Below are 23,986 nucleotides of genomic sequence, written 5' to 3' on the forward strand. Positions count from 1 at the left end.
ACTTTTTTCTGGATACAAAAAAAAGCCCCAAAGGGGGCTTTTCACTAAGAGCATACACCATATTACAAAGCAAATCTTTGTTTATTGATTTTCCAGCTCTACCTTACTAACCAGACTTACTAAAGCGTTTACAGCCTGTTCGGCGTCCGCACCTTCAGCACTAATATTGATTTCAGTACCTGTACTGATGGCAAGACTCATAATACCCATGATACTCTTGGCATTAACTTTTTTGTCTTCTTTTTCCACAAAAATCTCAGATGAATATTTATTCGCTTCCTGTACGAACAACGCAGCAGGTCTGGCGTGCAGTCCTGTTTTCAAGCGTACGACTACCGGATGTTTTGACATGTCAGCTTACCCCCTCATCAAATAAATCTGGACACTACTTACTCCATTTTATTTATCACATTATAACATTAACCCGGGACAGACACTAGAAAAAAAACTAAAAAAACCGGGGCTAAAAGCCCCATGGACACTCTTTTTACGGAATCAGGCCATTTTCGCCCCTAATTTTGTCAGCCATCTCATCAATTTTGCGAAGCCGATGATTTACACCCGATTTACTCACGACCCCTTTGAGCATTTCCCCTACTTCTTTCAAATTCAAATCGGGATGAGCGAGCCGAATTTCTGCCACTTCACGCAGTTTATCCGGCAAGGTCTCCAAACCAACTTCCCTCTCCAGCAACTTAATATTCTCAATTTGCCGGACAGCAGCTCCGATCGTCTTGTTCAAATTAGCCGTTTCACAATTGACAATGCGATTTACGGAATTGCGCATATCGCGCATAATGCGTACATCTTCAAATTTGAACAAGGCTTGATGCGCCCCAATGATGCTGAGCAGCTCAATGATCTTCTCGCCTTCCTTGATGTAGAGAATAAAACCTTTTTTTCGCTCAATACAGCGAGCATTTAGATGAAATTCATTCGCAAGATCAACGAGTGCCTGACAATGCTCCTCATACATCGAAGAAATTTCAAGGTGGTAAGACGATCCTTCAGGATTGTTGACAGAGCCACCTGCCATAAAGGCGCCCCGCAAATAAGCCCTCTTACAACAGTTTTTCCGAACGATATCCCGATTAATCCCGTCAGTGAATAAGAAACCTTCTGTGACGATATAAAGATCCTTTAGCAGTTGCTGCACACCATTGGGAATACGGACAATGTACACATTATTTTTTTTCAAGCGCATTTTTTTCCGTACAAGCAGTTCGATATGAAGTTGAAAATGCTTCTTGATCAAGGAGTAAATCCGCCTTGCAATCGCGGCATTTTCTGTGGACACGTCCAATATCACCCTTTTATTCGACAGTTGTACGGATCCGAGCATACGTATAAGTGCAGATAGTTCCGCTTTCTCACAGCAGGACTGGCTTTCAATCATCGTAAGCTCTTTTTTCGTTTGTGCCGCAAAGGACAAGGGACTCACCTCCTTCTTAATATCCAGTTTTGTACCAATTGGTAAATATGCTGGCTCAATTTGTCGGCATCATGCCGTAAATACGTGCGGAACAGAACTAATGTATCTGCCACCACTTTATATCCCCGGTCGGTCAGCTCGCCCATGTCTACTTGAACTGGCTTGGCTCCCTGCTCCGCATACATTTCCTGTACTTGGGGTGGAATTTCTCCGTTATTTACAATGACATAGTCGAAGAGATGATGCCCTACATGCTCAAAAATAGCTTGCAGGTGATCTCCTACCGTATAACCATCGGTTTCGCCAGGCTGGGTCATAACGTTACAGACAAATATTTTGATAGCGTCTGATTTTACTACAGCTTCAGCGAGTTTAGGTACAAGCAAATTCGGTAATATGCTGGTATATAGACTGCCGGGGCCAATCAAAATCGCATCGGCTTCATTAATGGCCTCTACAGCCTCAGGCAACGGCTCCACGTGAGTCGGTTCAAGAAAGACGCGTTTGATGCGTCCGCCCGCTTCCGGGATCTTGGACTCCCCGGTAATCACCGTGCCATCCTCCATCTCAGCGCTTAACACAACGCCTTCCTCGGCTGCCGGTAGCACACGTCCCCGGACAGCAAATACACGGCTAAGCTCACGCACCGCCGTTACGAAATCTCCCGATATATCGGTCATCGCTGCTAAAATCAGATTACCCAGGCTATGGCCTGACAATCCTGATCCCGCACCGAAACGGTATTTCAGCATATCTGACATCACTGGTTCCACGTCAGCCAAGGCAGTCAGCACATTGCGAATATCCCCTGGAGGGGGCATCTGCAGCTCACTGCGCAAAATCCCGGAACTTCCGCCATCGTCAGCGACTGTAACAATAGCCGTAATATCTAGCGGCTTTTGCTTTAAGCCCCGCAGCATGACGGACAAGCCGGTTCCGCCGCCCATAACAACAATACGTGGGCGCTCCCGTTGTGATCCGGTCTCTTTCATGATTTCACCTCATTAATGCCGGTCCCGATCAGCATCCCGATGCGAAACAGAAACAGATTCTGTCTCGCTGGCACCCAGCATTTTTCCTAAATACTCCGATATTGCAACAGAACGATGCTTACCGCCAGTACAGCCAATGCCGATAATGACCTGGCTTTTGCCTTCTTTGCGATATTGCGGAATCAAAAAGTGTAACATATCCAGCAACTTGGTCAAGAATGCCTGAGTCTCGGGCCATTTCATGACATAATCATATACATCGCTATCCTGTCCCGTGTGGGGACGTAGTTGGTCCACGTAGTGGGGATTAGGCAGGAAGCGCACATCGAATATAAGATCGGCATCAATGGGAATACCATACTTGAAGCCAAAAGAAGTAATGTTCACGGAAAGCATACTGCTCTCCAAATGAGAAAATCGTGAAATAATCCTCGCCTTTAATGTTGCAGGCTTCATCACACTTGTATCAATAACCTGTGTAGCTGAACTTTTTAGTTCTTCCAACATCTTGCGCTCCAACCGAATCCCATCCAAAGGCATGCCGTCTGGAGCCAACGGATGACGTCTACGGCTTTCCTTATACCGCTGTACGAGAACGCCATCATTCGCATTTAAGAATAAAATTTCACAATGAATCGTAAAATGATCTTTAATATAATTCAAAGATTCCGACAAGGCAGTGAAAAATTCTCGTCCGCGTAAATCAATTACGAGTGCCACCTTGCCTATTTTACCGTTCGACTGCTCAATCAACTCGGCAAATTTGGGAATCAGTACAGGGGGCAAATTATCAACGCAGAAGAAGCCCAAGTCTTCCAGGCTCTGAACCGCAATGGTCTTCCCTGCGCCTGACATCCCCGTAATAATAATGAGCGTTGCCCACGGCGCAGCATTTTTTAGGTTGTCTGTCATATGGACTTCCCTCTCCTTTTGCTTCTTCGCTCTATACCAGTACCCGTATTATCAATAACCTGTGAATCAGGAGCGTAGCAGCAACCCTGCAGCCCCTACGATACCTGCGTCATTGCCTAGCACCGCTGGTACGATATATACACCCTTTTGAAGCGGTTCAGGTGCCAGCTTGGCGTATACGCGACGCATCTCTTCAAATAAAAAGTCGCCTGCTTTAGAAACACCGCCGCCTATAATAAACAACTCTGGATTAAGCACAGCGGCAACCGCTGCCATGGATTTCCCCAAATAAAAGGCAGCCCGGTTCACAATACGCAGCGCGACTTCATCTCCAGCTTTAGCAGCATCAAATACTTCCTTGGCAGCAATTTGATCTTCCAGCGCCAGAGAGGTCCGGTCGCCACGTTCCACAGCGTCCTTGGCCATACGAATGATGCCTGTTGCGGAAGATACAGTTTCCAAGCAACCCATTTTGCCGCATCCACACTGAATAGCCTCCAGATCAGGTACGACACTGATATGGCCAATTTCTCCGGCCATGCCCGAAGAACCTTGGTATATTTTACCGTTTATAATAATACCGCCACCTACTCCTGTTCCCAGGGTATAGCATACGCAGTTTTCTATGCCTTTGCCTGCACCAGCCCAAGCCTCACCCAGCGCAGCAACATTCGCATCGTTGTCTATTTTCACAGGCTTGCCAATCCGGTTCTCTAGGAGCGCACGGATCGGTACGTCACGAAAGCCAATATTAGGAGCGAGGACAATAATACCATCACGAACATTCGTAAAACCTGCAACGCCTGCACCGACACCCTTTAGTTGATCCCACTCATAAGGAGATTGCTCAACAATATGCCGCACATATTTTTCGATATTACCGATGACAACGTCTACACCTTTATCGGTTTCGGTTGGTCCCTCATATGTGTGCAAAAGCTGTCCGTTTTCATTACAAATGCCGACTTTAATCGCGGTACCGCCCAAATCGACACCTACATAGATACTTTCAGACATGTTCCAAGCCACCTTTGTGTTTACTTAAAAACCTGGTATGAAATATACGATTACAATTCCTACTTCATAATAGTATTCCTACGTTCCAACTATAATTGAAGCCCCCGTTACGGTCAAGGACACTTCCTTGTTGAAAAGTGTACGATTAGCGGAACTTTTAACCTCATGCACCCATAAAAAGGAGAAAGCCTGTGCAAACGCAGCAGGCTTTCTCTTCCTGAACAAAAGATACGGCATAACAGAGGCTTCCTTCGCTCTCCTGCTAGCCTTTTTGTGTACTATAGTCACTCTTTTATTGATCCAGTGTTTCGCTCCAGTCGTGAACAGCACTGCCTTCGAGATACTTCTCGCAGTCCATAGCCGCCATACAGCCCGTTCCCGCAGCCGTAATAGCTTGCCGGTAACGGTTATCCTGTACATCCCCACAGGCAAAAACTCCGGGGATATTCGTTTCTGTTGTGCCTGGCTTCACCACAATATAGCCGTGTTCATCGGTATGGATTTGTCCGTTCAGGAAACCTGTGTTCGGTGTATGCCCGATGGCTACGAATACGCCATCTACCTCAATCAGCTCATCCTGATTGGTCTCATTATTGTGTACCTTCAAACCCTTTAAACCAGCTTCTCCCGTCACAACTTCCAGAGGAGTCCGGTTTAATGCCCAATGTACTTTTTCGTTCTCACGCGCGCGATCTTGCATAATTTTGGACGCCCGCAACTCATCGCGACGATGGACCAAGGTTACACTGGAAGCAAAACGGGTCAAGAAGCTCGCTTCCTCCATGGCTGAATCGCCACCGCCAACCACGACAATCTTTTTCCCGCGGAAAAAGAAGCCATCGCAAGTTGCGCACGTGCTGACTCCGCGACCTACATTGTCTTGCTCGCCCGGAATGCCTAGATATTTGGCGGACGCACCTGTAGCAATAATGACCGACTCCGCCTCAATGATGCCTTTACCCTCTACCTTCACTTTAAAAGGACGTTTGCTGAAATCCACTTCCTCAACCCAACCGGAAGTAAATTCAGCGCCAAAACGTTCAGCCTGCTTGCGCATATTATCCATCAGTTCAGGCCCGAGGATACCTTGCTCAAAACCCGGGAAATTTTCAATTTCGGTCGTTGTAGTAAGCTGCCCACCGGGCTGCATCCCTTCAATGATCAGCGGATTCATGTTAGCACGTGCCAAATAAATAGCGGCTGTGTAGCCTGCAGGACCTGTACCAATAATTATGGATTTATACATACGTTTGTTGCCTCCTTTAAGTGATGTTTGGAGCAGGTCTCAGACCTGCTTTTTAAACGTGGAGAGCGGTTGCTTCAGCTTCTGTTTGATACCACACACGCTGTCAATCTGGCGTGCATAGCGGCTTACGGTCGATACGGAAATACCATAACGATCGGCTACTTCCTGATAGGTGACTGAATGATGATGCATTTTAGCTGTCAAATATTCCAGCGCCGCTGCCCATCCCTCAGTATGCTGAACCATCGGAACTTCCGGGGCAAGCCGATCCAAATACTCCAGCCAAAGCGATCTCAAATCGTGCTGCATGGCCGGATCTGATGGCTTGCTCATGACGGTCAGTACCTTATCCAGCACTGCCTGCCATTGTGGATCGACCGGGGAAGCAGATACATCACCTTCAATTGTATGCGGATCGTTCTCAACCTCCAACTGATCAGAATGTCCCGTTTCCGGGTACATTTTCTGCCCACCCTGCTCCGCCAGCTCTTGCAATACTTGCAAGGCACGGCGTTTAAGCTCATCCTCCTGGTCCGGGTCTTCTACGAAGGACTCCAGTGCCTGACGCACCTCATCATCACCGATCAAGCTTAACGCCTGAATGACCTGAAGCTGAGTCGCCCGATCCCCGTGGCGCAAGGCCCAGAAGAAGGATGACCGGATTAGCGGGTCCTTCTTCATACTGTCAGGCACCTGGTCAGCACCAAACTTCTCCCACATGCGGAATTGCTCCTCAAACGGGAGATGATAATGATAGCTGAGCACTTGCAGCGGTGTACCCTCCTGCTGGAGTTCCTCCAGTCGGGACAGGAAAAACCGCGGAACTTCCGAGGAAGCATCCTGTTTTTGCAAATGACTCCACAACCGCCGAGCTTCCGCATATCTTCCGGTATTGCTAGCAGCTACCGCCGTGTAATGGTACAAAGAAGCATCCGCATTATTCTCTCCATCGCCATGAAGCAACCTGCGGAAATGTCTGTAGGCCTCCTCATGGCGTCCGAGAATCCCCATAGTGGTCGCCAGCTTGAATACCTGCTCCTCCTGAAACGGTATAGTAACCGCCAAAGTCTGCACCAGACGATCCAATTCCGGGCCGCCGCCCTCGTGCTGATAAAAGATCGCCAAGTTGCACAATGCGTGTAAATTACCCGGCTCATCTTCCAGCACTTGAATAATGGTAGCCTTAGCATTTTGGAACAATCCCATGTAGTAATACGCCAGCGCCAGATTATTCCGCGCAGCGAACATATCCGGTTGTTCCTCTGAAATTTGCTTGAGCAACTGGGCTGCCTGAGCAAATTTCCCCTCCTCCAGCAGGACACGAGCCTGATCATGCTCTACTACTCCCTGCCGGGCCTTAATGCGGTTCAGCTTCGTTGGACGGTCCAGCTCATAATAGAGCAGCTCCATCATTTCCTCCGCTTCATCAAGAAACTGGCCTTCTTCGTCCTCCTCCAGGTACGTGACCAATGCTTTCTCCGCTTCTTCAAACTGCTCCATATTAGCGTAATTATTCGCCATATAGAAATAACACTCTGTCATCGACGAGTCTACGTCACTCAGAACAGAGGACAGGATCTCATTCGAACCTGCATAATCCCCCATCTCTGATAATATACCCGCCATATTGCAATGATTCACCGGATTATCCGGTTCATATTCAACGGCTTTGCGAAAATATTTCAATGCCTTGTCATAATGATTGCGATCAAGCGAGCGCACAGCTTTCTCAAAAAAGAAAGATGCGTCGAAACGCAAAGCAATAATTTTAGGGCTAGGTTCCGATACTCGCAGATGTTTCCCTTTCATAAATAACCAAGGCACCTCCTTTAAAAGTAACTGGCATGTTCATACCCTTCAGTATACCACAACTTCAAAACGACTTGACAGTCGATCCTGCCTCATTCCAAAAATCGGATACACTCTTGTATACCTATAGATATGTATATAAGAATACGCTAAATAGCCGAGCGCTTTTTCCCTGTATAAATAGGGAGCGTTCGGCTAACCACTGGAAATGATACTTAGACCCAATAAACGTAATAATTAAAGCGTCAGCGGCACCAGCGAGCGCTCGCGATGCTGAAATACGGCAAGCTCGCGATAGCCGACTTCATATAGAAGAGCGCGTGCCTTCTCCAAGTGCTCGGACAGCTTCGCCGGATCATGAGCATCCGATCCTACGGTCAGCGGGATGCTTAGCGAAAAAGCTTCTTCCAACATGCGGCGGCTCGGGAACATCTCGTCACAGGGCTTCGAAAGCCCTGATGCATTCAGTTCCATCGCCCGACCGCTACGGGCAACGGCTGAAATTGCGGCACGCTCCAGTTCACGCAGCTCCTCCATTTCCTCCGGCCTCGGATGATAGCCGAAGCGCTTAATGACATCCAAATGACCCATGATGTCATACAAACCGGTAGCTGCCGCCTTGGAAACCGCATCATAATACGTGCGGTACACCTCAAGCACATTTTTGCCTTCCCAATGGTGTACCTGACGGAAGTCCGTGACATCCCATTCACCGAGAAAGTGGACGGAACCAATCACATAATCCCAGGGATACGCGGTGATGATGTCTTCGATTTCTCGTTCCCAGCCCTCGATGTAGTCGCCTTCCAAGCCAACACGAATATCAATTTGCCCTTTAAAACGTTCCTTCAGTTCCAAACATTCTTCCACGTATCGGGGCAGCTCCTCCATAGGCATTGCCATTTCCGGGTAATAGTCAGCCGGTTTTACATGCAGTAGTGGCATGTGATCGGACAAGCCGAGCTGATCCAGCCCTAGCCGAATTCCCTGCTGTACATACTCTTCCAGACTCCCTATGGCATGCCCGCAGCGGGCGTGATGCGTATGATAGTCAATTTTCATGCGGCCCTCCCCCTTTCAACACTACAACAAACCGTACTAATCACGACGAGGACGTTCATGGCGGCGATTCAGCTCAGCCAGCACGTCATCGAGCGGTAGCTTGCGCTCCTGCAACAGCACCAGCAGGTGATAAATCAAATCGCTGACCTCTAGGCGCAGTTCGTCATTATCTTTATTTTTGGCGGCAATGATTGTCTCGGATGCTTCTTCGCCAACCTTTTTTAAGATTTTATCTACACCTTTATCAAAAAGGTAAGTCGTGTAGGCCCCTTCAGGACGTGTCTCTTCACGTTCCTTAATAATCGCCTCCAGCTGGGCAAGTACCTCAAAGCGGTCTGCTGAAGCACTGGAAACTTCATTTACCAACGTGTGGTCTCCTGCTTTTCCTGCAACAGGTGCTACAGCGGTTCCTGGCGCGGAAATATTACGAAAAAAACAGCTCGTTGCTCCTGTATGACAGGCAGGACCGCTCGGAATGACACGTACCAACAGGGCATCACCGTCACAATCCAGCTGGATGGAGGTGATTTTTTGCGTATTCCCCGAAGTAGCCCCCTTGTGCCACAGCTCCTGTCTGGAACGTGACCAGAACCAGGTCTCTCCCGACTCCAAAGATAGTTTCAGCGACTCGCGGTTCATGTAGGCCAGCGTAAGCACCTGAAGCGTAGCATCATCCTGCACAATCGCCGAGACAAGTCCTGCCTCATTCCAGCGTACATTATCCAGTATCTGCTCCAGAGATAGCTGTTGGTTCAATTCGTTGCTCATCGTATCTCCACTCCTCTGCGCTTCAAATCCCGTTTTAGCTCAGGGATTCCTATTTCTTTATAATGAAAAATCGTTGCTGCTAATCCAGCATCCGCTTTGCCCGCCGTAAACACGTCATAGAAATGCTCCTGTTTGCCTGCTCCGCCAGAAGCGATAACTGGAATCCCAACGGTATCCGATACCGCAGAAGTCAGTGGCAGGTCAAAGCCGTCCTTGGTTCCGTCCGCATTCATGCTGGTCAGCAGAATCTCACCGGCTCCCAACTGTTCAGCTTCCTTGGCCCAGGCCAAGGCTCGGATACCAGATGGCGTGCGACCTCCGTGTGTATACACTTCCCACTCGTCCCACGCCTCGTTGTACTTGGCATCAATGGCAACAACGATACATTGTGAGCCAAAGCTGCGCGCACCCTCCGCAATCAACTGAGGGTTACGGACAGCTGCCGTATTTACGCCGATTTTATCAGCTCCGGCACGCAAAATGCGTTTCATATCATCGACATGAGATATCCCGCCACCTACGGTGAAAGGAATGGCAATTTCCCCGGCTGTCTGACGAACTACTTCTTCCATGGTGGCACGCCCTTCAACTGAAGCAGAAATATCCAGAAATACGATTTCGTCCGCCCCTTCTCGATCATAAAGTGCCGCCAATTCCACCGGATCGCCTGCATCGCGTAAGTTCACAAAATTAACGCCCTTAACCACCCTGCCATCCTTTACATCCAAGCAGGGAATAATACGTTTAGCCAGCATGCCTACTCCCCCTATGCCTTTGCTACAGCTTGTACGGCGACCTGTAAATCAATGCTGCCCGTATACAATGCCTTACCCACAATAGCACCGCCTACACCCTCTTTCGCATAGGTGCTCAGCGTGATTAGATCGTCCATCTTGCTGACACCGCCGGAAGCGATCACGGTTCGTCGACTGCTTTTCGCAAGCGCTACGATCGCCTCCACATTCGGGCCTTGCATCATTCCGTCGCGGGAAATGTCTGTAAAAATGAACGTTTCAGCTCCCTTGGAGGCCAACTCAGCAGCCAATTCGTCCGCTCGAACCTCCGAGGTTTCAAGCCATCCGCGCGTGGCCACATAGCCATTCCGTGCATCCAGACCAATGGCGATCCGATCACCGTAGGTACCCAATACCGCTTCCGTAAAAGCACGGTCCTCAATCGCTGCCGTACCCAAGATCACACGGCTCACGCCCAGCGACAACAGTCGCTCTACATGTTCACGTGTACGCAAGCCGCCACCCACTTGTACAGGCACTTGCACCGCAGAAGCGATGCGCCCAATGAGCTCATCGTTCACCGGTTGACCTGCTTTAGCACCGTCCAAATCAACCAAATGAATGTAGGAGCCGCCCAAACGCTCCCATTCTTGGGCAACCTCCACCGGGTTTTCGTTGTATATCGTCTCCTGGTTATAATCTCCTTGTACCAGTCGTACACATTTGCCATCGCGAATATCAATCGCCGGGTATATCGTGAACAAAGTATGACCCCCTTGTGAGCTATTCAACATCTATATGCCTTTACATCAATCAACGACCAAAGTTGGCGTACCACCAACTGCATACTCACGAATCGTTACGCTCGCTTTTCCACTTCCGCTAGTTCCAAAAACTGACGAAGCAGTCGCATCCCCATTGCCCCGCTTTTCTCTGGGTGGAACTGCATGCCATATACATGGCCTCTGCCCACGATAGCTGTTACGGGCCCGCCATAATCGGTCACCGCCAGCAGGTCACTTTCGACCTCCGGCTTCGCATGATAGGAATGCACAAAATACACATGTCCTTCCTCCAAGCCCTGTAACAACGGGTGGTCCGGCTGAATCATACACAGACGATTCCAGCCCATATGCGGCACTTTAACCCCCAGATCAGGAGCAAATCGAACGACCTCGCCTGGTAAAATATTAAGCCCTTCGTGACTGCCGTATTCTTCACCACGAGTGAACAACAGTTGCATTCCTAGACAAACACCGAGCAGTGGTTGTCCAGCGCTGGCAACCTCCTGAATTACCCGATCCAATCCGCTGGAACGCAAATGCTCCATAGCGTCCCCGAATGCCCCTACACCTGGCAAAATTACACCGCTGGAGGAACGAATCACTTGGGCATCTCCCGTTACTACAGCCTCATAGCCAAGACGTTCAACGGCCTTGCTCACACTATGCAGATTGCCTCTGCCGTAATCCACAATGGCAATGGACATGGGCTACAGCACTCCCTTCGTTGAAGGCACTCCCGTCACCCGCGGATCAATGGATGTCGCTTCATCCAGTGCACGTCCCAGCGCTTTGAACACCGCTTCAATCATATGGTGGGTATTTTGCCCGTAGTGAACGATGACGTGTAGCGTCATGCGAGCCTCCAACGCAAATTTCCACAGAAATTCATGCACCAGCTCCGTCGAAAAGCTCCCTACCTGCTGTGACGGATACTCCGCACGATACTCAAAGTGAGGGCGGTTACTCAGATCAATGACAACCTGCGCGAGCGCCTCATCCATCGGTACAAAGACGCTGGCATAGCGCTTGATTCCTTTTTTATCACCCAACGCTTCCAGCAAGGTTTGCCCCAGACAAATACCAATATCCTCTACGGTATGATGATCGTCGATATCAACATCCCCTCTGGCCTGTACATTCAGGTCAAAGTGTCCGTGCTTGGTGAACAAATCCAGCATGTGATTCAGAAACGGAACATCCGTTTCAATCTCAGCTTGCCCTGTGCCGTCTACTGCAAAAGATAGCTGAATATCCGTTTCGTTCGTCTTTCGGCTGACGCTGCCTGTACGTCCTGTTACGTTATTTTCGTTCCCCATCGCCATCGACCGCCTTCTTTTCATTGTCCAATCGAACTTGTATCGCCCGTGCGTGACCTTCCAGTCCTTCATGGCGGGCAAGCTGCATAATCGTCTCTCCATTGCGCAGTAGCGCTTCCTTGCTGTAATAGATCATACTCGACTTCTTGATAAAATCATCAATATCCACTGGCGAAGAAAACCGCGCCGTTCCATTCGTCGGGATAATGTGGTTAGGTCCGGCAAAATAATCGCCTACTGGCTCCGAGCTGTATGCTCCCAGGAAAATAGCTCCCGCGTTTTCAATCAGACCCACATGCTCCATCGGCTGCTCTGTCATAATTTCCAAATGTTCCGGCGCCAGTCGGTTTACAATATGGATGCCCTCTTCCAAAGTGTCGACGACAATGATAGCCCCATATGCCTCCACCGATGCAGCAGCAATATCTCTGCGCGGCAGCTCCGCCAATTGGCGCTGTACTTCAGCTGATACTTCTTCGGCCAAGCGTTGCGAAGGCGTAACCAGTATGGCTGAGGCCATTTCGTCATGTTCTGCCTGTGAAAGCAGGTCAGCCGCTACATAAGAGGCATTCGCTGTGTCGTCAGCCAACACAACAATTTCACTTGGTCCCGCTATACTGTCGATATCCACCGCACCGTAAACCTCGCGTTTCGCCAGCGCTACATAAATGTTGCCGGGACCGCAAATTTTATCGACTGGCTCAATGCTATGTGTTCCGTAAGCGAGAGAAGCAATCGCCTGCGCTCCGCCAACCCTATATATTTCCGTTACACCAGCCTCTGCCGCAGCTACCAGTGTATATGGATCTATCCCTGCCTTGCCGCCTGTCGCCGGGGGTGTCACCATGACAATCTCCGGTACACCAGCCACCTGAGCGGGAATGACATTCATCAGCACTGAGGATGGATAAGCTGCTTTACCGCCTGGAACATACACGCCTACACGTTTCAATGGTCGGATAATTTGACCGAGCAAGCTACCATCTGGCTGTAAGTCCATCCACGAATTACGTTTTTGCTTCACGTGAAAAGCACGGATATTATCCGCCGCCTCTCGAATCGCCTGTAAAAAAGAAGGCTCTACCTTATCATATGCCGCCTTCAATTCTTCCTCCGTCACACGAAGTTGCTCTGCTGTCAGCGATACACCATCAAACGATTGCGTATACCGCAGGACAGCCTCATCCCCCTCTTGGCGTACCGACTGAATAATGGTACGCACAGCCTCATTTTGCTCAGGTGTGCCGTAATCCACCTCCCGTTGGAGACTGAAATCACGGGCTGATACGATCTTCATTTGTCCATTCCCCCTTACTTGCAGCTTGCAGAATGCCCCTTTAACCCTTGGCTTATTCCTTTAGTCCATTTACTCCCGGGGTGCCACCGCATTTGGAATCACCTGATGCAATCGATCACACAATGCCTGAATCGAGCTGTTTTTCATCCGGTAGCTGACCCGATTGGCAATCAGACGACTGGTAATATCCAGTATGCTGATTTGCTCGACCAATCCATTCTCCCGCAAGGTCTGCCCCGTTTCTACCATATCAACAATGCGGTCTGCCAGACCAATTAACGGCGCCAGCTCAATGGAGCCATTCAGCTTAATAACCTCCACCTGCTGGCCTTGCTCCCGAAAATACTGGGAAGCCACATTCGGATATTTTGTAGCGACCCGCTGACGAATACCTGGCTGCCAATCTGGTAAAGCAATCACCGACATCCGACAACGGGCAATCCCGAGATCCAGCAGTTCATACACATCCTTGTTTTCTTCCAGCAAAACATCCTTGCCCACAATGCCAATGTCCGCCGCCCCGTACTCCACATACGTAGGAACATCAACGGGCTTCGCCATAATAAATTCCATGCCCAGCTCGGGCAGTGGGATGACCAGCTTACGCGTCTCGTCCACATCCAGCGGAATGGGAACCCCCGCTCGGCGAAATAGCTCAGAAGCCTGCTTATAAATCCGTCCCTTTGGCATGGCTACCTTCAATGTTTCCGTCACGGCAATTCCCTCCTTTGTACTGGCTGTCTTCCTTCAGCTGTATAGCTGTATACCTCTTCATACAGGCCCTGCTGCTCACGACGTCGATCTTCCGGTCCGTCCGTGAGCCCTGTCACCACAGTAAGACCTGTTGCGCGTAGCTGTGCCGCTACGGACAACGCCTCTTGGCGTCCCTGTTCGTCATAGCGGATAAGTACAGGAAGCTTCGCCTCCATTTGAATACCATCCACACCATCGACGATCCGGTTCGTTTTCAATGCAAATCCTGTTGCAGGTACGGAGCGACCAAACTGCTGAAGCAGATTGTCATAGCGGCCTCCGTTGCATACCGGGAACCCAATCTCCGCCGCATAGCCCTCAAAAGTCATTCCTGTATAATATGAAAAATCCCCGATCATGGTAAGGTCGATTAACACATGCTCAGATACGCCGTAAGCCTCCAGCACTTCCCACACCTCGCACAAATGTGCAATGGATCGAATCGTCTGCTGCTCCACACTAAGACGGGTAGCCTGTTCGCAAATTTCTTTTCCACCGCGCAGCCGCAGAATAGCCTCAAGTTTATCCCGGTGTTCGGAAGCCAAGCCCAAAGCTTCAATCGCTGTTCGGTAGCCCACTACATCACGACTGAGCAATAGTTCCTTTAGCGCTTGTTGTTCAGCCTGGCGGCCTGGAATGATTTCCTCAAACAAACCGTTCAGGAATCCCACATGCCCCATCGCAATTTTAAAAGAGGTCACCCCTGCTGCCTGTAATGATGCAATTGCCAATGCTACAACTTCTGCATCAGCCTCAGGTGAATCATCACCCACCAGTTCCACACCCGTCTGAAAAAACTCCGCTTCTCTTCCTGCCTCTTCCTCAATCGCCCGAAATACATTTGCGTGATAGGAAAGTCGGAGAGGTACTTCCTCTTCCTTTAGCAACGAAGATACCACCCGTGCAATTGGAGCGGTCATATCCGATCGCAGCACCAACGTGGTCCCCCGGTTATTGAGTAATTTAAACAGCTTCCGATCGGAAGTAGAACTAGCCACTCCCACCGTATCGTAGTATTCCATCGTAGGCGTCATAATCTGGCGGTAACCCCAACGCTCCATGCATTCGAGTACATTCAGTTCAATGGCCCGCAGCTTCGACACTGCACGCGGAAGATAATCTCGAACCCCTACAGGGATCTCGAATCCTTTTGGCTTAGACATCTCTATCACCTCATGATTTCACAATATCTTTATCATGGTAAAGTGCTAACAAACTAAAGTATATTCGATATATTATCATGCTCTACTTGTGAACGTCAACCGAACGGCGCAGCCCTTTTTTACAGATTCGCCAAGCTGCTGCCCCTCTCTATATTTTATCCAATGCAAAATACATGAATCCTATATGAAAAACATCTATCAACGTATTTTCACGGAGCAAGACCGCGCCTACGTTAATTTTTTTGTGCATATAGAGTTGTTCAGCTCCACTGAAAATTTTTATAAATTCTATACTCTAAAAAAAAGACTGCCAGCTTTAAGCTAACAGTCCAAATCAAAATATTTAGCTATTCACCTGTTCATCTTTACTCCCGAAAGGAAACTTCGGAACCGTGCCCAAACCGATCCATGCAAATGGAACATATCGAAAACACAACGTCACAATCAGCCATGAGCCAAACAGCGCCAACAACCATCCACCGGCAACGGAGAAGATATATTCTATCGGTGTTCCATGCAAATCTAACTTGCGATACACCCGCAGTAACGCCGGGTGAAGTAAATAAATACCGAAAGAACATGCCCCCAACCAACTGATTAACATTCGCAGCCTATCATTAGTATGACGATATAATAAAACCGAGCACTGAAACAACACTAATGCAGATACGAGGGCATGTGCATTACGGAGTAGTTCATAGATCAGTGAGTCTGCATAGATGCCTTTGCGATATGCTACAAACCATATTTGTACATAAGCTATACCCACGAGTAGCCAAGCCGCCCACAACCCCCACCAACTGATCAACTGACCACGTCTAATTACTGTACCTGACACTGGAAAAAGCCATTTTTTAAACCCTTCATATCCAATCGCTACAGCTGCGCCCAAGGCAAAATAACTGATATACGTAATCGCAAGGCTTCCTCTTTCCTCTTGCCAAACGTATTTGTTCAGCAATACAAACCCCCATTGAATGACTAACCCTACTGCCAAAATGATACAGGCTGCTCTCCGTGGACTCGATATCCAATGACATAAGCGCTGCACTCCCCACAGCAACAGCGGGAAGACCAAATAAAATTGGATGATGATGATGACATAATACAAATGTGTGTACGCCTTTCCCGTTAACAGCACGAGCGGAAGATCACTGAGCGGCATCAACCCGCGTGTTACCAAGGTCAAATAATACACAAGAGAAAACAAAACGTACGGTAACACAATAAACATCAGTCTTTTTCGGAAAAACACTAGCATATTCTTACCACGAAGCGGCCTATCGACATAATTGTAAAATAAAACAAACCCGCTCACAAAAATAAATACTGGCACCGCAAAGCTACTAAACATATTTAAAAATAGAAAAGGATAAAACAATAGAGAATGACGTGCATCAATTAAAGCCATTGAAGTCGCATGAATGGTAACAACGGCTGCAATTAATATTCCCCGGTAAATATCAAGCTCTGGTATACGTTCTTTTTTGACCAAATCAACACGCTCCCATATCGCCTTGCAAATATGTCTTTTATCAATTTTTAAACATAATCAACATGCATTACCCCACTTATTATACAGAAAAACAACACAAGAAAGACCCCTTAATACATGAGGGGTCTTTCTTATTGTGCTATTTACTACTCGTCCACACCAGAGCGTCTTAAATCACGCAACGGATTGCCACCCACAAATGCACCTGCGGGCACGTCTTTATGCACGACCGCTCCAGCCGCTACGATAGCTCCGTCACCAATGGTAACACCCGGCAGAATGGTTGTGTTGGCGCCGATCAGCACATGATCTCCAATCACCACTTTACCGATACGATACTCCTCAATGAGGTATTCGTGAGCCAGTATCGTCGTGTTATACCCAATGACCGAATTGTTCCCTATCGTAATATGCTCCGGAAAAAAAACATCCACCATCACCATCAGGCCGAAGGCAGCATGTTGCCCCACCTTCATTCCCAGTATTCTGCGGTAAATGACGTTTTTCAGAGAAAGCACAGGACAATACCGGGCAATCTGTATAAAAATAAAGTTCTTAATGCCTTTCCAGCGGCTCACCGTCCGATAAATCTGCCACAACGCATTGGGACCTTCTACAGGATAGCGGTTCACCTTTCTCACGATACATTGACACCTTGAAGCTCCAGCTTCAGCAAATCCCGCATATCATGCAACATGTAGTCAGGCCCATATCCGCGCAGAGTTTCCTCGCCCTTGAGCGACCAAGCTACACCAGCCGATTTCACACCTGCTGCCTGAGCTGACAAAATATCAAAAGAACTGTCTCCGACCATCAATGTGTGCTCTGCTTCAGCATTCAAGCCTGCTAAGGCCTTAAGGACTGGCTCAGCGTGTGGCTTTGGATGCTCTACATCGTCTACCGTCACAATATAGTCCATAGAGGAAGTCAGATTGAACAGATTAAGTACACGTATCGTGGATGGTCGTATTTTGGTTGTCACAACCCCCAGCTTAATTCCTCTCGCACGCAACTCCTGAATAACCTCAATGACATATGGAAATGGCTTCACCATTTGATCATGATGAATCTGATTATAAGCACGGTAGTCCTTAACTAACCCAGATACATCCGTTAATCCCGTAAAAGTACGGAGTTGATCGTCCAGCGTTCCACCCATATGAGGAATAATATGCTCCCGCGTCAGCGGATCAGCATCCGGATGATTCAAAATGTGTAGAAATGTGCTGATAATCAACTCATTCGTATCCATGATGGTGCCGTCTAAATCAAACAAAATCGTATTTATCATAGATGCTCCTTCTTGTCCTCGTCCGTGTCTTCCTTAGGTAGCTTATCCGCCGTAGCTGTTGGAGGAACCGCGTCCTGTCCTGGACGGGATACCTGTTCTGGCGTCACGTCAGGTACCTGATCAATCCCCGCTTTGCTGGAGATAATCGGATCGCTATACCGAGCAACAGATGTGCCCTTCCGGCGACGAACCAAAATGAAAATCACGGCAGCTACCACAATGAAAATAGGCAGCAATTGCGAGATCCGTACATTACCGTAACTCGGGTCCAGATGCCCTGGTTCAAACCCTAACCACACCATAGGAGACCACAAAGCATTCACAAAAGAAGCCAGCCAATCTGGTCCCTGAAAAGCCAAACTATCCGTCCGTACACGCTCGATGAAAAAACGGCCAATCGAGTACCAAATGAAGTAAAACGCGAACATTTCGCCTGCACGTACAAATTTCATACGACGAATGACGAGCAGCAAAATCACACCTACAATACTCCACAGTGATTCATATAAAAATGTAGGGTGATGAAACACCCCGTTAACGTTCATCTGATTCACAATGAAGTCCGGCAGATGCAGTTGATTTCGCAAAAAAGTCTCTTCCGTCGGTCCACCGTAGGCTTCCTGATTGACAAAATTACCCCAGCGTCCAATCGCTTGACCGATTAGTAGACCTGGTGCGCAAATATCAGCGATACGCCAGAAGTTATACCCTTTATACCGGAAATAAATGACCGCACATATAATGGCCCCGATCAAGGCACCGTATATCGCAATACCGCCATTCCAAATTTTAAAAACATCCCATAGATTATCTCGGTAGTCTTCCCATTTGAAGGCTACATAATAAATACGCGCTCCAATAATTGCTGATGGAACACCCAGAAGCAGCATATCCATAAAAAAGTCCTGCGGAATACCGAATCTTTTTCCTTCACGGATGGCGAGATATAAACCCACAAGCGCCGCCAGCCCCAAAATAAGTCCATACCAGTGGACCTTGATTGCCCCGATTGAAAAAGCGATCGGATTCAGCAGTAATGTTGCCGTTGACATATGTTTCTCTCACTCCTCGTTCTTCCTTGCAAACGAACAAACCAAACTTAATCCATCTCTTCCATATCTTCAGAAATCGTAGCAGTCAGCTTGTTTGTAAATTGCAGGGCTGCATTAACACCCATTTGTTTCAAACGATAGTTCATCGCCGCCACCTCGATAATAACAGCCAAGTTTCGGCCCGGACGAACTGGGATCGTAACCAGTGGAACATCTGTATCAATAATGCGTGTCGTTTCCTCATCAAGACCAAGACGGTCATACTGCTTGTCCTGCTGCCATGCCTCCAGACGGACAACCAATGTAATCCGTTTGTTGTTACGAACTGCACCAGCACCAAACAGCGTCATCACATTAATAATGCCCACGCCACGAATTTCCAACAGGTGACGGATCAGCTCAGGTGCTGTACCATGCAGCTGAAAATCGGACGTTTGCCGAATTTCTACCGCATCATCTGCTACCAAGCGATGTCCACGTTTAACCAGTTCCAGTGCTGTTTCACTTTTACCAATTCCACTACTTCCTGTGATAAGCATTCCCACGCCATACACGTCACACAGTACACCATGAATAGTCGCCGTAGGAGCCAGCTTTCTTTCGAGAAAGCCTGTGATGCGGCTTGATAAAATCGTCGTCGCCATATTAGTGCGCAGTACAGGAATATCCCGATCTGCACTCGCCTCCACTAACTCAGCTGGTACCTCCAGACCACGTGTGATGATAATACATGGAGTCAGCTCTGTACACAGACGCTCCATCCGATCCCGTCGCTCCTCAGGAGGAAGCATCCCCAGAAAAGCCAACTCAGACCTTCCCAGAAGCTGTACCCGCTCCTGTGTATGATATTCAAAATACCCGGCCATCTCCAGACCTGGGCGATTCAAATCATCCACTGTGATCAGTCTTCGCAGACCTTTTTCACCAGAAATAACTTCCATTTGAAACTGCTGTACAAGCTCGGATACCTTTACCTGTTTAGCCATTGTATTCTCCCCTTCATCTGCAACACCGGATTCTATACGTCATTTGATTTATGTAGCTTTACCCTATTAACCATACAGCCCAACGCCAGTCTATGCTGCACTGCATCAATCCACACTCCACTTGATTTAACACTATGGTTCCAGGCTAACTCTATTCCGACAGCTGGATTGATCCCATCTAGGACCCTTGCCAACGAACCTTGCCTGCATCTAGACCTGTACCATTGTACCCATCGTATCGGAATTTTCCAATGAATGCAATGCCGAAGCTAGTAGCCGTATGCGATATACAAAAAGAGTCGCAGTTCTCCGCTTGGGGAAAACTGCGACTCTCTTCCAGAGGCAAATTTTATTCGCCAACCAGAATACTCAATTCCGATTCCTTATCAAAAATATGAACCTTGTTCATATCAACAGCCAACTTCGCTTTGACACCATCACGAGTATTGGAACGTCCGTCTACACGAGCAATAATCGTATCATTTCCGGCACCGCTCAGGTACAACAGCATTTCATGACCGAGATTTTCCGTTACATCCACAGTGGATGTAAAGATCGTATTCGGAGAAGCCTCCAAGAATACAGGCTCTTCATGAATATCCTCAGGACGGATACCCAAGATCACATCTTTGCCGATATAGCCCTTCGCTTTTAAAATCTGTCCTTTACCTTCTGGTACGAACAGATCCAGACCTGGCGCAGTAAAATGCAATGCACCTTCTTTTTCAACCAGCTTACCTGTGATAAAGTTCATCGTAGGAGAGCCGATAAAACCAGCAACGAACAGATTCACTGGACGGTTGTACAGTTCATCTGGGGATGCAGCTTGTTGGATAATACCATCCTTCATAACTACAATCCGATCACCCATCGTCATGGCTTCAATCTGGTCATGTGTTACATAGATACAAGTGGTTTCAAGGCGTTTAACCAGTTTAGTGATTTCAGCACGCATTTGACCACGAAGTTTAGCATCCAAGTTGGAGAGCGGCTCATCCATCAGGAAGACTTGAGGATCGCGGACGATCGCACGGCCCAGAGCGACACGTTGGCGTTGACCACCGGACAGCGCCTTAGGTTTACGTTCCAGCAAGTGCTCGATATCGAGGATTTTGGCAGCTTCGCGTACTTTCTTGTCGATTTCTTCTTTCTTCACTTTGCGCAGTTTCAGACCGAACGCCATGTTCTGGTACACGCTCATGTGCGGATACAGGGCGTAGGATTGGAATACCATCGCGATATCGCGGTCCTTTGGAGCCACGTCATTCACAACACGATCCCCAATGTACAATTTACCATCTGAAATTTCCTCCAGACCAGCAATCATACGAAGTGTAGTAGACTTCCCGCAACCGGAGGGACCAACCAATACGAGGAATTCTTTATCTCGAATGTCCAAATTGACATCAACAACCGTAGCTTTATCTGCACCCGGATATTTTTTGAAAATATGCTCTAAACGTACACCAGCCATAGCTTCTGCCTCCCTAAGATCAAGTTATGAAATCGAATACATTTCTTACTTGTATCTTACCCTAGTCCACGTAGCGTGGCTATTCGCAAACTGCACAAAGATGCTATTTCCTTTTTGTCACTTTGTACAATAGCAGATAGAGCTTGACCAAAACCGCATCATTAAACGTCCGCACGTCCAATCCGGTCTCCTGTTTGATCTTGTCCAAACGGTAAATCAACGTATTTCGATGCACATAGAGACGCTTAGCTGTCTCACTCACATTACAATCCAATTGAAAAAAGATATCTAATGTAGCCATCGTTTCTGAGTCTTCCAGTATGACAGATGATTTCATTACCTGCTCTAAAAATAGTACGCGTTGTTCCTTGGGAATGCGGTTTAACAGCCTTTCTAAATGAAGCTCCCATGAAAAGTGGATGTGCTCTGTTACATGAAAAATCTTGCCCAGATGTATCGTCTCCCATAACAAATTCAGCTCTTGGGGAAGACTTTGCAAAGGGATCGAAGGCTTAGAAACCGCCAAATGGAATACACCCACCCACTCATTCGCAATAAGCTCATATAGGCCCAAGCTAAAAGCCGTAAGAACCTCTTCCAGCGATTCCGTAAAATCTGCATCCCTGGATTCAGTGTCTTTATCCCGTTCATCGTCCGCTCCTAATAAAAGCTCCTTTTTAGCCATAATCAGCCAAGACTGTTCGTCCAATGGAGTAAGCAGCACTTCCCCTCCAAAATAGCTCGCGAACAATCGATGGAGCTGCGTATAGGTAATAGCCCCCTCCTGTGTTCCCTCGCCATTCAGTAAAATCGGAACCATACAGGCTGATAGCGAATCACGAAGCTGCAATTCATCAGGAACCTCTTCTTCTCTGTTTAGATTGGCAGCCTGCTGTATGAGCCATTGTCCAAAACGATTCATCCGCTCTTCCTCGCTATAAACTGGGTTATCCGACAATTGTGGACCGTTCTGCCAGACCTGCTCCATGTTCCCCAATAGCGCTTCTACCAGTTTCCGTTCTCGATCCGTCAAATACCTGGCCTCTACCACAAAGGCAGCCAGTTCACCTGCCGACGCACGAAACGGAAAATATAGCTTATTGTCATGGACAAACGATCTATCCGGTATAACTGAATCGGCTGTCTCTCCCTCTGCCATCATTTCCGGGTACCAAGGCACTATGGTAAAAGGCGCTTGAATAATATTCTGAAGCTGTTGTTGAATCCATTCTGTATCCAGAGTCACGCGATCACCACTTCACTTTTTTAGAATATAGAATAAGCACTAAGCGAACATAATGAACTCATTATAACCTGTCGATACCGTAAAATAAAAAAGCTATATTAAAACATAACTTAAAACAATACAAAAAAAGCCATCAACCTATAGTTGATGACTTCTGATGAGCCATGAAGGACTCGAACCTTCGACACCCTGATTAAAAGTCAGGTGCTCTACCAACTGAGCTAATGGCTCGTAAAACTGGTGGAGGATGATGGATTCGAACCACCGAACCCGTAAGGGAGCAGATTTACAGTCTGATGCGTTTGGCCACTTCGCTAATCCTCCATATAAAGGTGGCTCGGGACGGAATCGAACCGCCGACACGAGGATTTTCAGTCCTCTGCTCTACCGACTGAGCTACCGAGCCATATCCATTAACAAAAAAATAAAGTGCGGAGGGATACCCCTTCCCACTTTAGTACGGTAAAACTATTGAATTGAAAAATGGCGGAACTGACGGGATTCGAACCCGCGATCTCCTGCGTGACAGGCAGGCATGTTAGGCCTCTACACCACAGTTCCCTAGATTTTTCAAAATTCAAAAATGGTGCCGGCGAGAGGACTTGAACCCCCAACCTACTGATTACAAGTCAGTTGCTCTACCAGTTGAGCTACACCGGCACAATGGTGGAGGCTGAGGGGATCGAACCCCCGACCCTCTGCTTGTAAGGCAGATGCTCTCCCAGCTGAGCTAAGCCTCCTGGGTATGTATGGTAGCGGCGGAGGGGATCGAACCCCCGACCTCACGGGTATGAACCGTACGCTCTAGCCAGCTGAGCTACACCGCCATAACATAATATTTCGCTAGCTTGTCCTAAATGGCGGAGAGAGAGGGATTCGAACCCTCGCACCACTTTCGCAGTCTAACCCCTTAGCAGAGGGTCCCCTTATAGCCACTTGGGTATCTCTCCATATAAATGGACTCGCTTAGCAAAACTCCGCAAGTTATTCTTTAACTCACCAAAGTGATTTGGAATATCAAGCGCAATTTCAAGGTTACACCCTGAAAACTGGATCCGAAACTTATTTGCGTTTTATTCTTTAGGATAAGCCCTCGACCGATTAGTATTGGTCAGCTCCATGCATTACTGCACTTCCACCCCCAACCTATCTACCT

Annotated in this window: 23 protein-coding genes and 8 tRNA genes; all 31 read right to left on the minus strand. The window is 48.0% G+C overall.

The annotated features are described in order from the left end of the window. Positions 1 to 81 precede the first annotated feature (81 nt). The 31 genes from NLX73_RS21725 to NLX73_RS21875 all read right to left on the minus strand — a co-directional run bounded on the left by NLX73_RS21725 (position 82) and on the right by NLX73_RS21875 (position 23,780). Positions 82 to 351: an HPr family phosphocarrier protein gene (locus tag NLX73_RS21725; RefSeq protein WP_013368811.1), complete on the minus strand. Its 270-nt coding sequence runs from the start codon at positions 349 to 351 to the stop codon at positions 82 to 84. Positions 352 to 487: 136 nt separating this feature from the next. Then, positions 488 to 1,432, minus strand: coding sequence for a DNA-binding protein WhiA (whiA, locus tag NLX73_RS21730; protein WP_061830212.1), 945 nt, complete (start codon positions 1,430 to 1,432; stop codon positions 488 to 490). A 5-nt stretch (positions 1,433 to 1,437) separates the two neighbouring features. Further along, the gene (locus NLX73_RS21735) at positions 1,438 to 2,424 is read right to left on the minus strand and encodes a gluconeogenesis factor YvcK family protein (RefSeq protein ID WP_023986485.1); all 987 of its coding nucleotides are present in this window, start codon (positions 2,422 to 2,424) and stop codon (positions 1,438 to 1,440) included. 12 nt (positions 2,425 to 2,436) lie between these two features. Continuing rightward, positions 2,437 to 3,336: an RNase adapter RapZ gene (gene rapZ, locus NLX73_RS21740; RefSeq protein ID WP_013308254.1), complete on the minus strand. Its 900-nt coding sequence runs from the start codon at positions 3,334 to 3,336 to the stop codon at positions 2,437 to 2,439. Positions 3,337 to 3,402: 66 nt separating this feature from the next. Further along, positions 3,403 to 4,353: an ROK family glucokinase gene (locus NLX73_RS21745; RefSeq protein ID WP_013308253.1), complete on the minus strand. Its 951-nt coding sequence runs from the start codon at positions 4,351 to 4,353 to the stop codon at positions 3,403 to 3,405. Positions 4,354 to 4,645: 292 nt separating this feature from the next. Continuing rightward, complete coding sequence (trxB, locus tag NLX73_RS21750; protein WP_013308252.1) at positions 4,646 to 5,599, minus strand: thioredoxin-disulfide reductase; 954 nt, start codon at positions 5,597 to 5,599, stop codon at positions 4,646 to 4,648. A 39-nt stretch (positions 5,600 to 5,638) separates the two neighbouring features. Continuing rightward, positions 5,639 to 7,408 (minus strand): tetratricopeptide repeat protein, encoded by a 1,770-nt coding sequence (locus NLX73_RS21755; protein ID WP_254327309.1) that lies wholly within the window; start codon positions 7,406 to 7,408, stop codon positions 5,639 to 5,641. Positions 7,409 to 7,645: 237 nt separating this feature from the next. After that, on the minus strand, positions 7,646 to 8,470 hold the full coding sequence (gene hisJ / locus NLX73_RS21760) for a histidinol-phosphatase HisJ (RefSeq protein WP_254327310.1): 825 nt from the start codon (positions 8,468 to 8,470) through the stop codon (positions 7,646 to 7,648). 36 nt (positions 8,471 to 8,506) lie between these two features. After that, the gene (gene hisIE, locus NLX73_RS21765) at positions 8,507 to 9,238 is read right to left on the minus strand and encodes a bifunctional phosphoribosyl-AMP cyclohydrolase/phosphoribosyl-ATP diphosphatase HisIE (RefSeq protein ID WP_254327311.1); all 732 of its coding nucleotides are present in this window, start codon (positions 9,236 to 9,238) and stop codon (positions 8,507 to 8,509) included. Further along, complete coding sequence (gene hisF / locus NLX73_RS21770; RefSeq protein WP_254327312.1) at positions 9,235 to 9,993, minus strand: imidazole glycerol phosphate synthase subunit HisF; 759 nt, start codon at positions 9,991 to 9,993, stop codon at positions 9,235 to 9,237. Before hisF ends, hisIE begins: the two co-directional genes overlap by 4 nt. A gap of 11 nt (positions 9,994 to 10,004) precedes the next feature. Beyond that, positions 10,005 to 10,736, minus strand: coding sequence for a 1-(5-phosphoribosyl)-5-[(5-phosphoribosylamino)methylideneamino]imidazole-4-carboxamide isomerase (hisA, locus tag NLX73_RS21775; protein WP_165179530.1), 732 nt, complete (start codon positions 10,734 to 10,736; stop codon positions 10,005 to 10,007). 95 nt (positions 10,737 to 10,831) lie between these two features. Then, the gene (gene hisH, locus NLX73_RS21780; RefSeq protein WP_069290799.1) at positions 10,832 to 11,461 is read right to left on the minus strand and encodes an imidazole glycerol phosphate synthase subunit HisH; all 630 of its coding nucleotides are present in this window, start codon (positions 11,459 to 11,461) and stop codon (positions 10,832 to 10,834) included. A 3-nt stretch (positions 11,462 to 11,464) separates the two neighbouring features. Beyond that, positions 11,465 to 12,073: an imidazoleglycerol-phosphate dehydratase HisB gene (hisB, locus tag NLX73_RS21785; RefSeq protein ID WP_254327318.1), complete on the minus strand. Its 609-nt coding sequence runs from the start codon at positions 12,071 to 12,073 to the stop codon at positions 11,465 to 11,467. Next, a complete protein-coding gene (gene hisD / locus NLX73_RS21790; protein WP_069290798.1) occupies positions 12,057 to 13,370 on the minus strand; it encodes a histidinol dehydrogenase in 1,314 nt (437 codons plus the stop codon). The genes hisB and hisD overlap by 17 nt, the downstream gene beginning before the upstream one ends. Positions 13,371 to 13,439: 69 nt before the next feature. After that, the gene (gene hisG, locus NLX73_RS21795) at positions 13,440 to 14,084 is read right to left on the minus strand and encodes an ATP phosphoribosyltransferase (RefSeq protein ID WP_061830205.1); all 645 of its coding nucleotides are present in this window, start codon (positions 14,082 to 14,084) and stop codon (positions 13,440 to 13,442) included. Further along, complete coding sequence (locus NLX73_RS21800) at positions 14,081 to 15,286, minus strand: ATP phosphoribosyltransferase regulatory subunit (protein ID WP_061830204.1); 1,206 nt, start codon at positions 15,284 to 15,286, stop codon at positions 14,081 to 14,083. Before NLX73_RS21800 ends, hisG begins: the two co-directional genes overlap by 4 nt. Positions 15,287 to 15,629: 343 nt before the next feature. Further along, the gene (locus NLX73_RS21805; RefSeq protein WP_254327313.1) at positions 15,630 to 16,781 is read right to left on the minus strand and encodes an acyltransferase; all 1,152 of its coding nucleotides are present in this window, start codon (positions 16,779 to 16,781) and stop codon (positions 15,630 to 15,632) included. A 146-nt stretch (positions 16,782 to 16,927) separates the two neighbouring features. After that, positions 16,928 to 17,422: an acyltransferase gene (locus NLX73_RS21810; protein ID WP_250259925.1), complete on the minus strand. Its 495-nt coding sequence runs from the start codon at positions 17,420 to 17,422 to the stop codon at positions 16,928 to 16,930. Then, positions 17,419 to 18,072, minus strand: a complete 654-nt coding sequence (gene ppaX, locus NLX73_RS21815) for a pyrophosphatase PpaX (protein ID WP_250259926.1) — start codon at positions 18,070 to 18,072, stop codon at positions 17,419 to 17,421. The genes NLX73_RS21810 and ppaX overlap by 4 nt, the downstream gene beginning before the upstream one ends. Beyond that, a complete protein-coding gene (gene lgt / locus NLX73_RS21820) occupies positions 18,069 to 19,124 on the minus strand; it encodes a prolipoprotein diacylglyceryl transferase (protein ID WP_061830200.1) in 1,056 nt (351 codons plus the stop codon). Before lgt ends, ppaX begins: the two co-directional genes overlap by 4 nt. A gap of 47 nt (positions 19,125 to 19,171) precedes the next feature. Further along, complete coding sequence (hprK, locus tag NLX73_RS21825) at positions 19,172 to 20,110, minus strand: HPr(Ser) kinase/phosphatase (RefSeq protein WP_254327314.1); 939 nt, start codon at positions 20,108 to 20,110, stop codon at positions 19,172 to 19,174. A 349-nt stretch (positions 20,111 to 20,459) separates the two neighbouring features. Then, the gene (locus tag NLX73_RS21830; RefSeq protein WP_250259927.1) at positions 20,460 to 21,584 is read right to left on the minus strand and encodes an ABC transporter ATP-binding protein; all 1,125 of its coding nucleotides are present in this window, start codon (positions 21,582 to 21,584) and stop codon (positions 20,460 to 20,462) included. A 103-nt stretch (positions 21,585 to 21,687) separates the two neighbouring features. Then, a complete protein-coding gene (locus NLX73_RS21835; protein ID WP_254327315.1) occupies positions 21,688 to 22,830 on the minus strand; it encodes a PucR family transcriptional regulator in 1,143 nt (380 codons plus the stop codon). Between the two features lie 158 nt (positions 22,831 to 22,988). Then, a tRNA-Lys gene (locus NLX73_RS21840) sits at positions 22,989 to 23,061 on the minus strand. Between the two features lie 7 nt (positions 23,062 to 23,068). Then, a tRNA-Tyr gene (locus NLX73_RS21845) sits at positions 23,069 to 23,154 on the minus strand. Positions 23,155 to 23,163: 9 nt separating this feature from the next. Then, a tRNA-Phe gene (locus NLX73_RS21850) sits at positions 23,164 to 23,236 on the minus strand. A 78-nt stretch (positions 23,237 to 23,314) separates the two neighbouring features. Continuing rightward, positions 23,315 to 23,391, minus strand: a tRNA-Asp gene (locus NLX73_RS21855). A gap of 23 nt (positions 23,392 to 23,414) precedes the next feature. Continuing rightward, positions 23,415 to 23,490: transfer RNA gene (locus NLX73_RS21860), tRNA-Thr, on the minus strand. Between the two features lie 4 nt (positions 23,491 to 23,494). Further along, positions 23,495 to 23,570, minus strand: a tRNA-Val gene (locus NLX73_RS21865). Positions 23,571 to 23,580: 10 nt separating this feature from the next. Continuing rightward, positions 23,581 to 23,657 (minus strand) — tRNA-Met (locus NLX73_RS21870). A gap of 31 nt (positions 23,658 to 23,688) precedes the next feature. After that, a tRNA-Ser gene (locus NLX73_RS21875) sits at positions 23,689 to 23,780 on the minus strand. Positions 23,781 to 23,986 lie beyond the last annotated feature (206 nt).

The sequence above is a fragment of the Paenibacillus sp. CH40 genome, assembly GCF_024213605.1.
Lineage (GTDB): Bacteria > Bacillota > Bacilli > Paenibacillales > Paenibacillaceae > Paenibacillus > Paenibacillus polymyxa_B.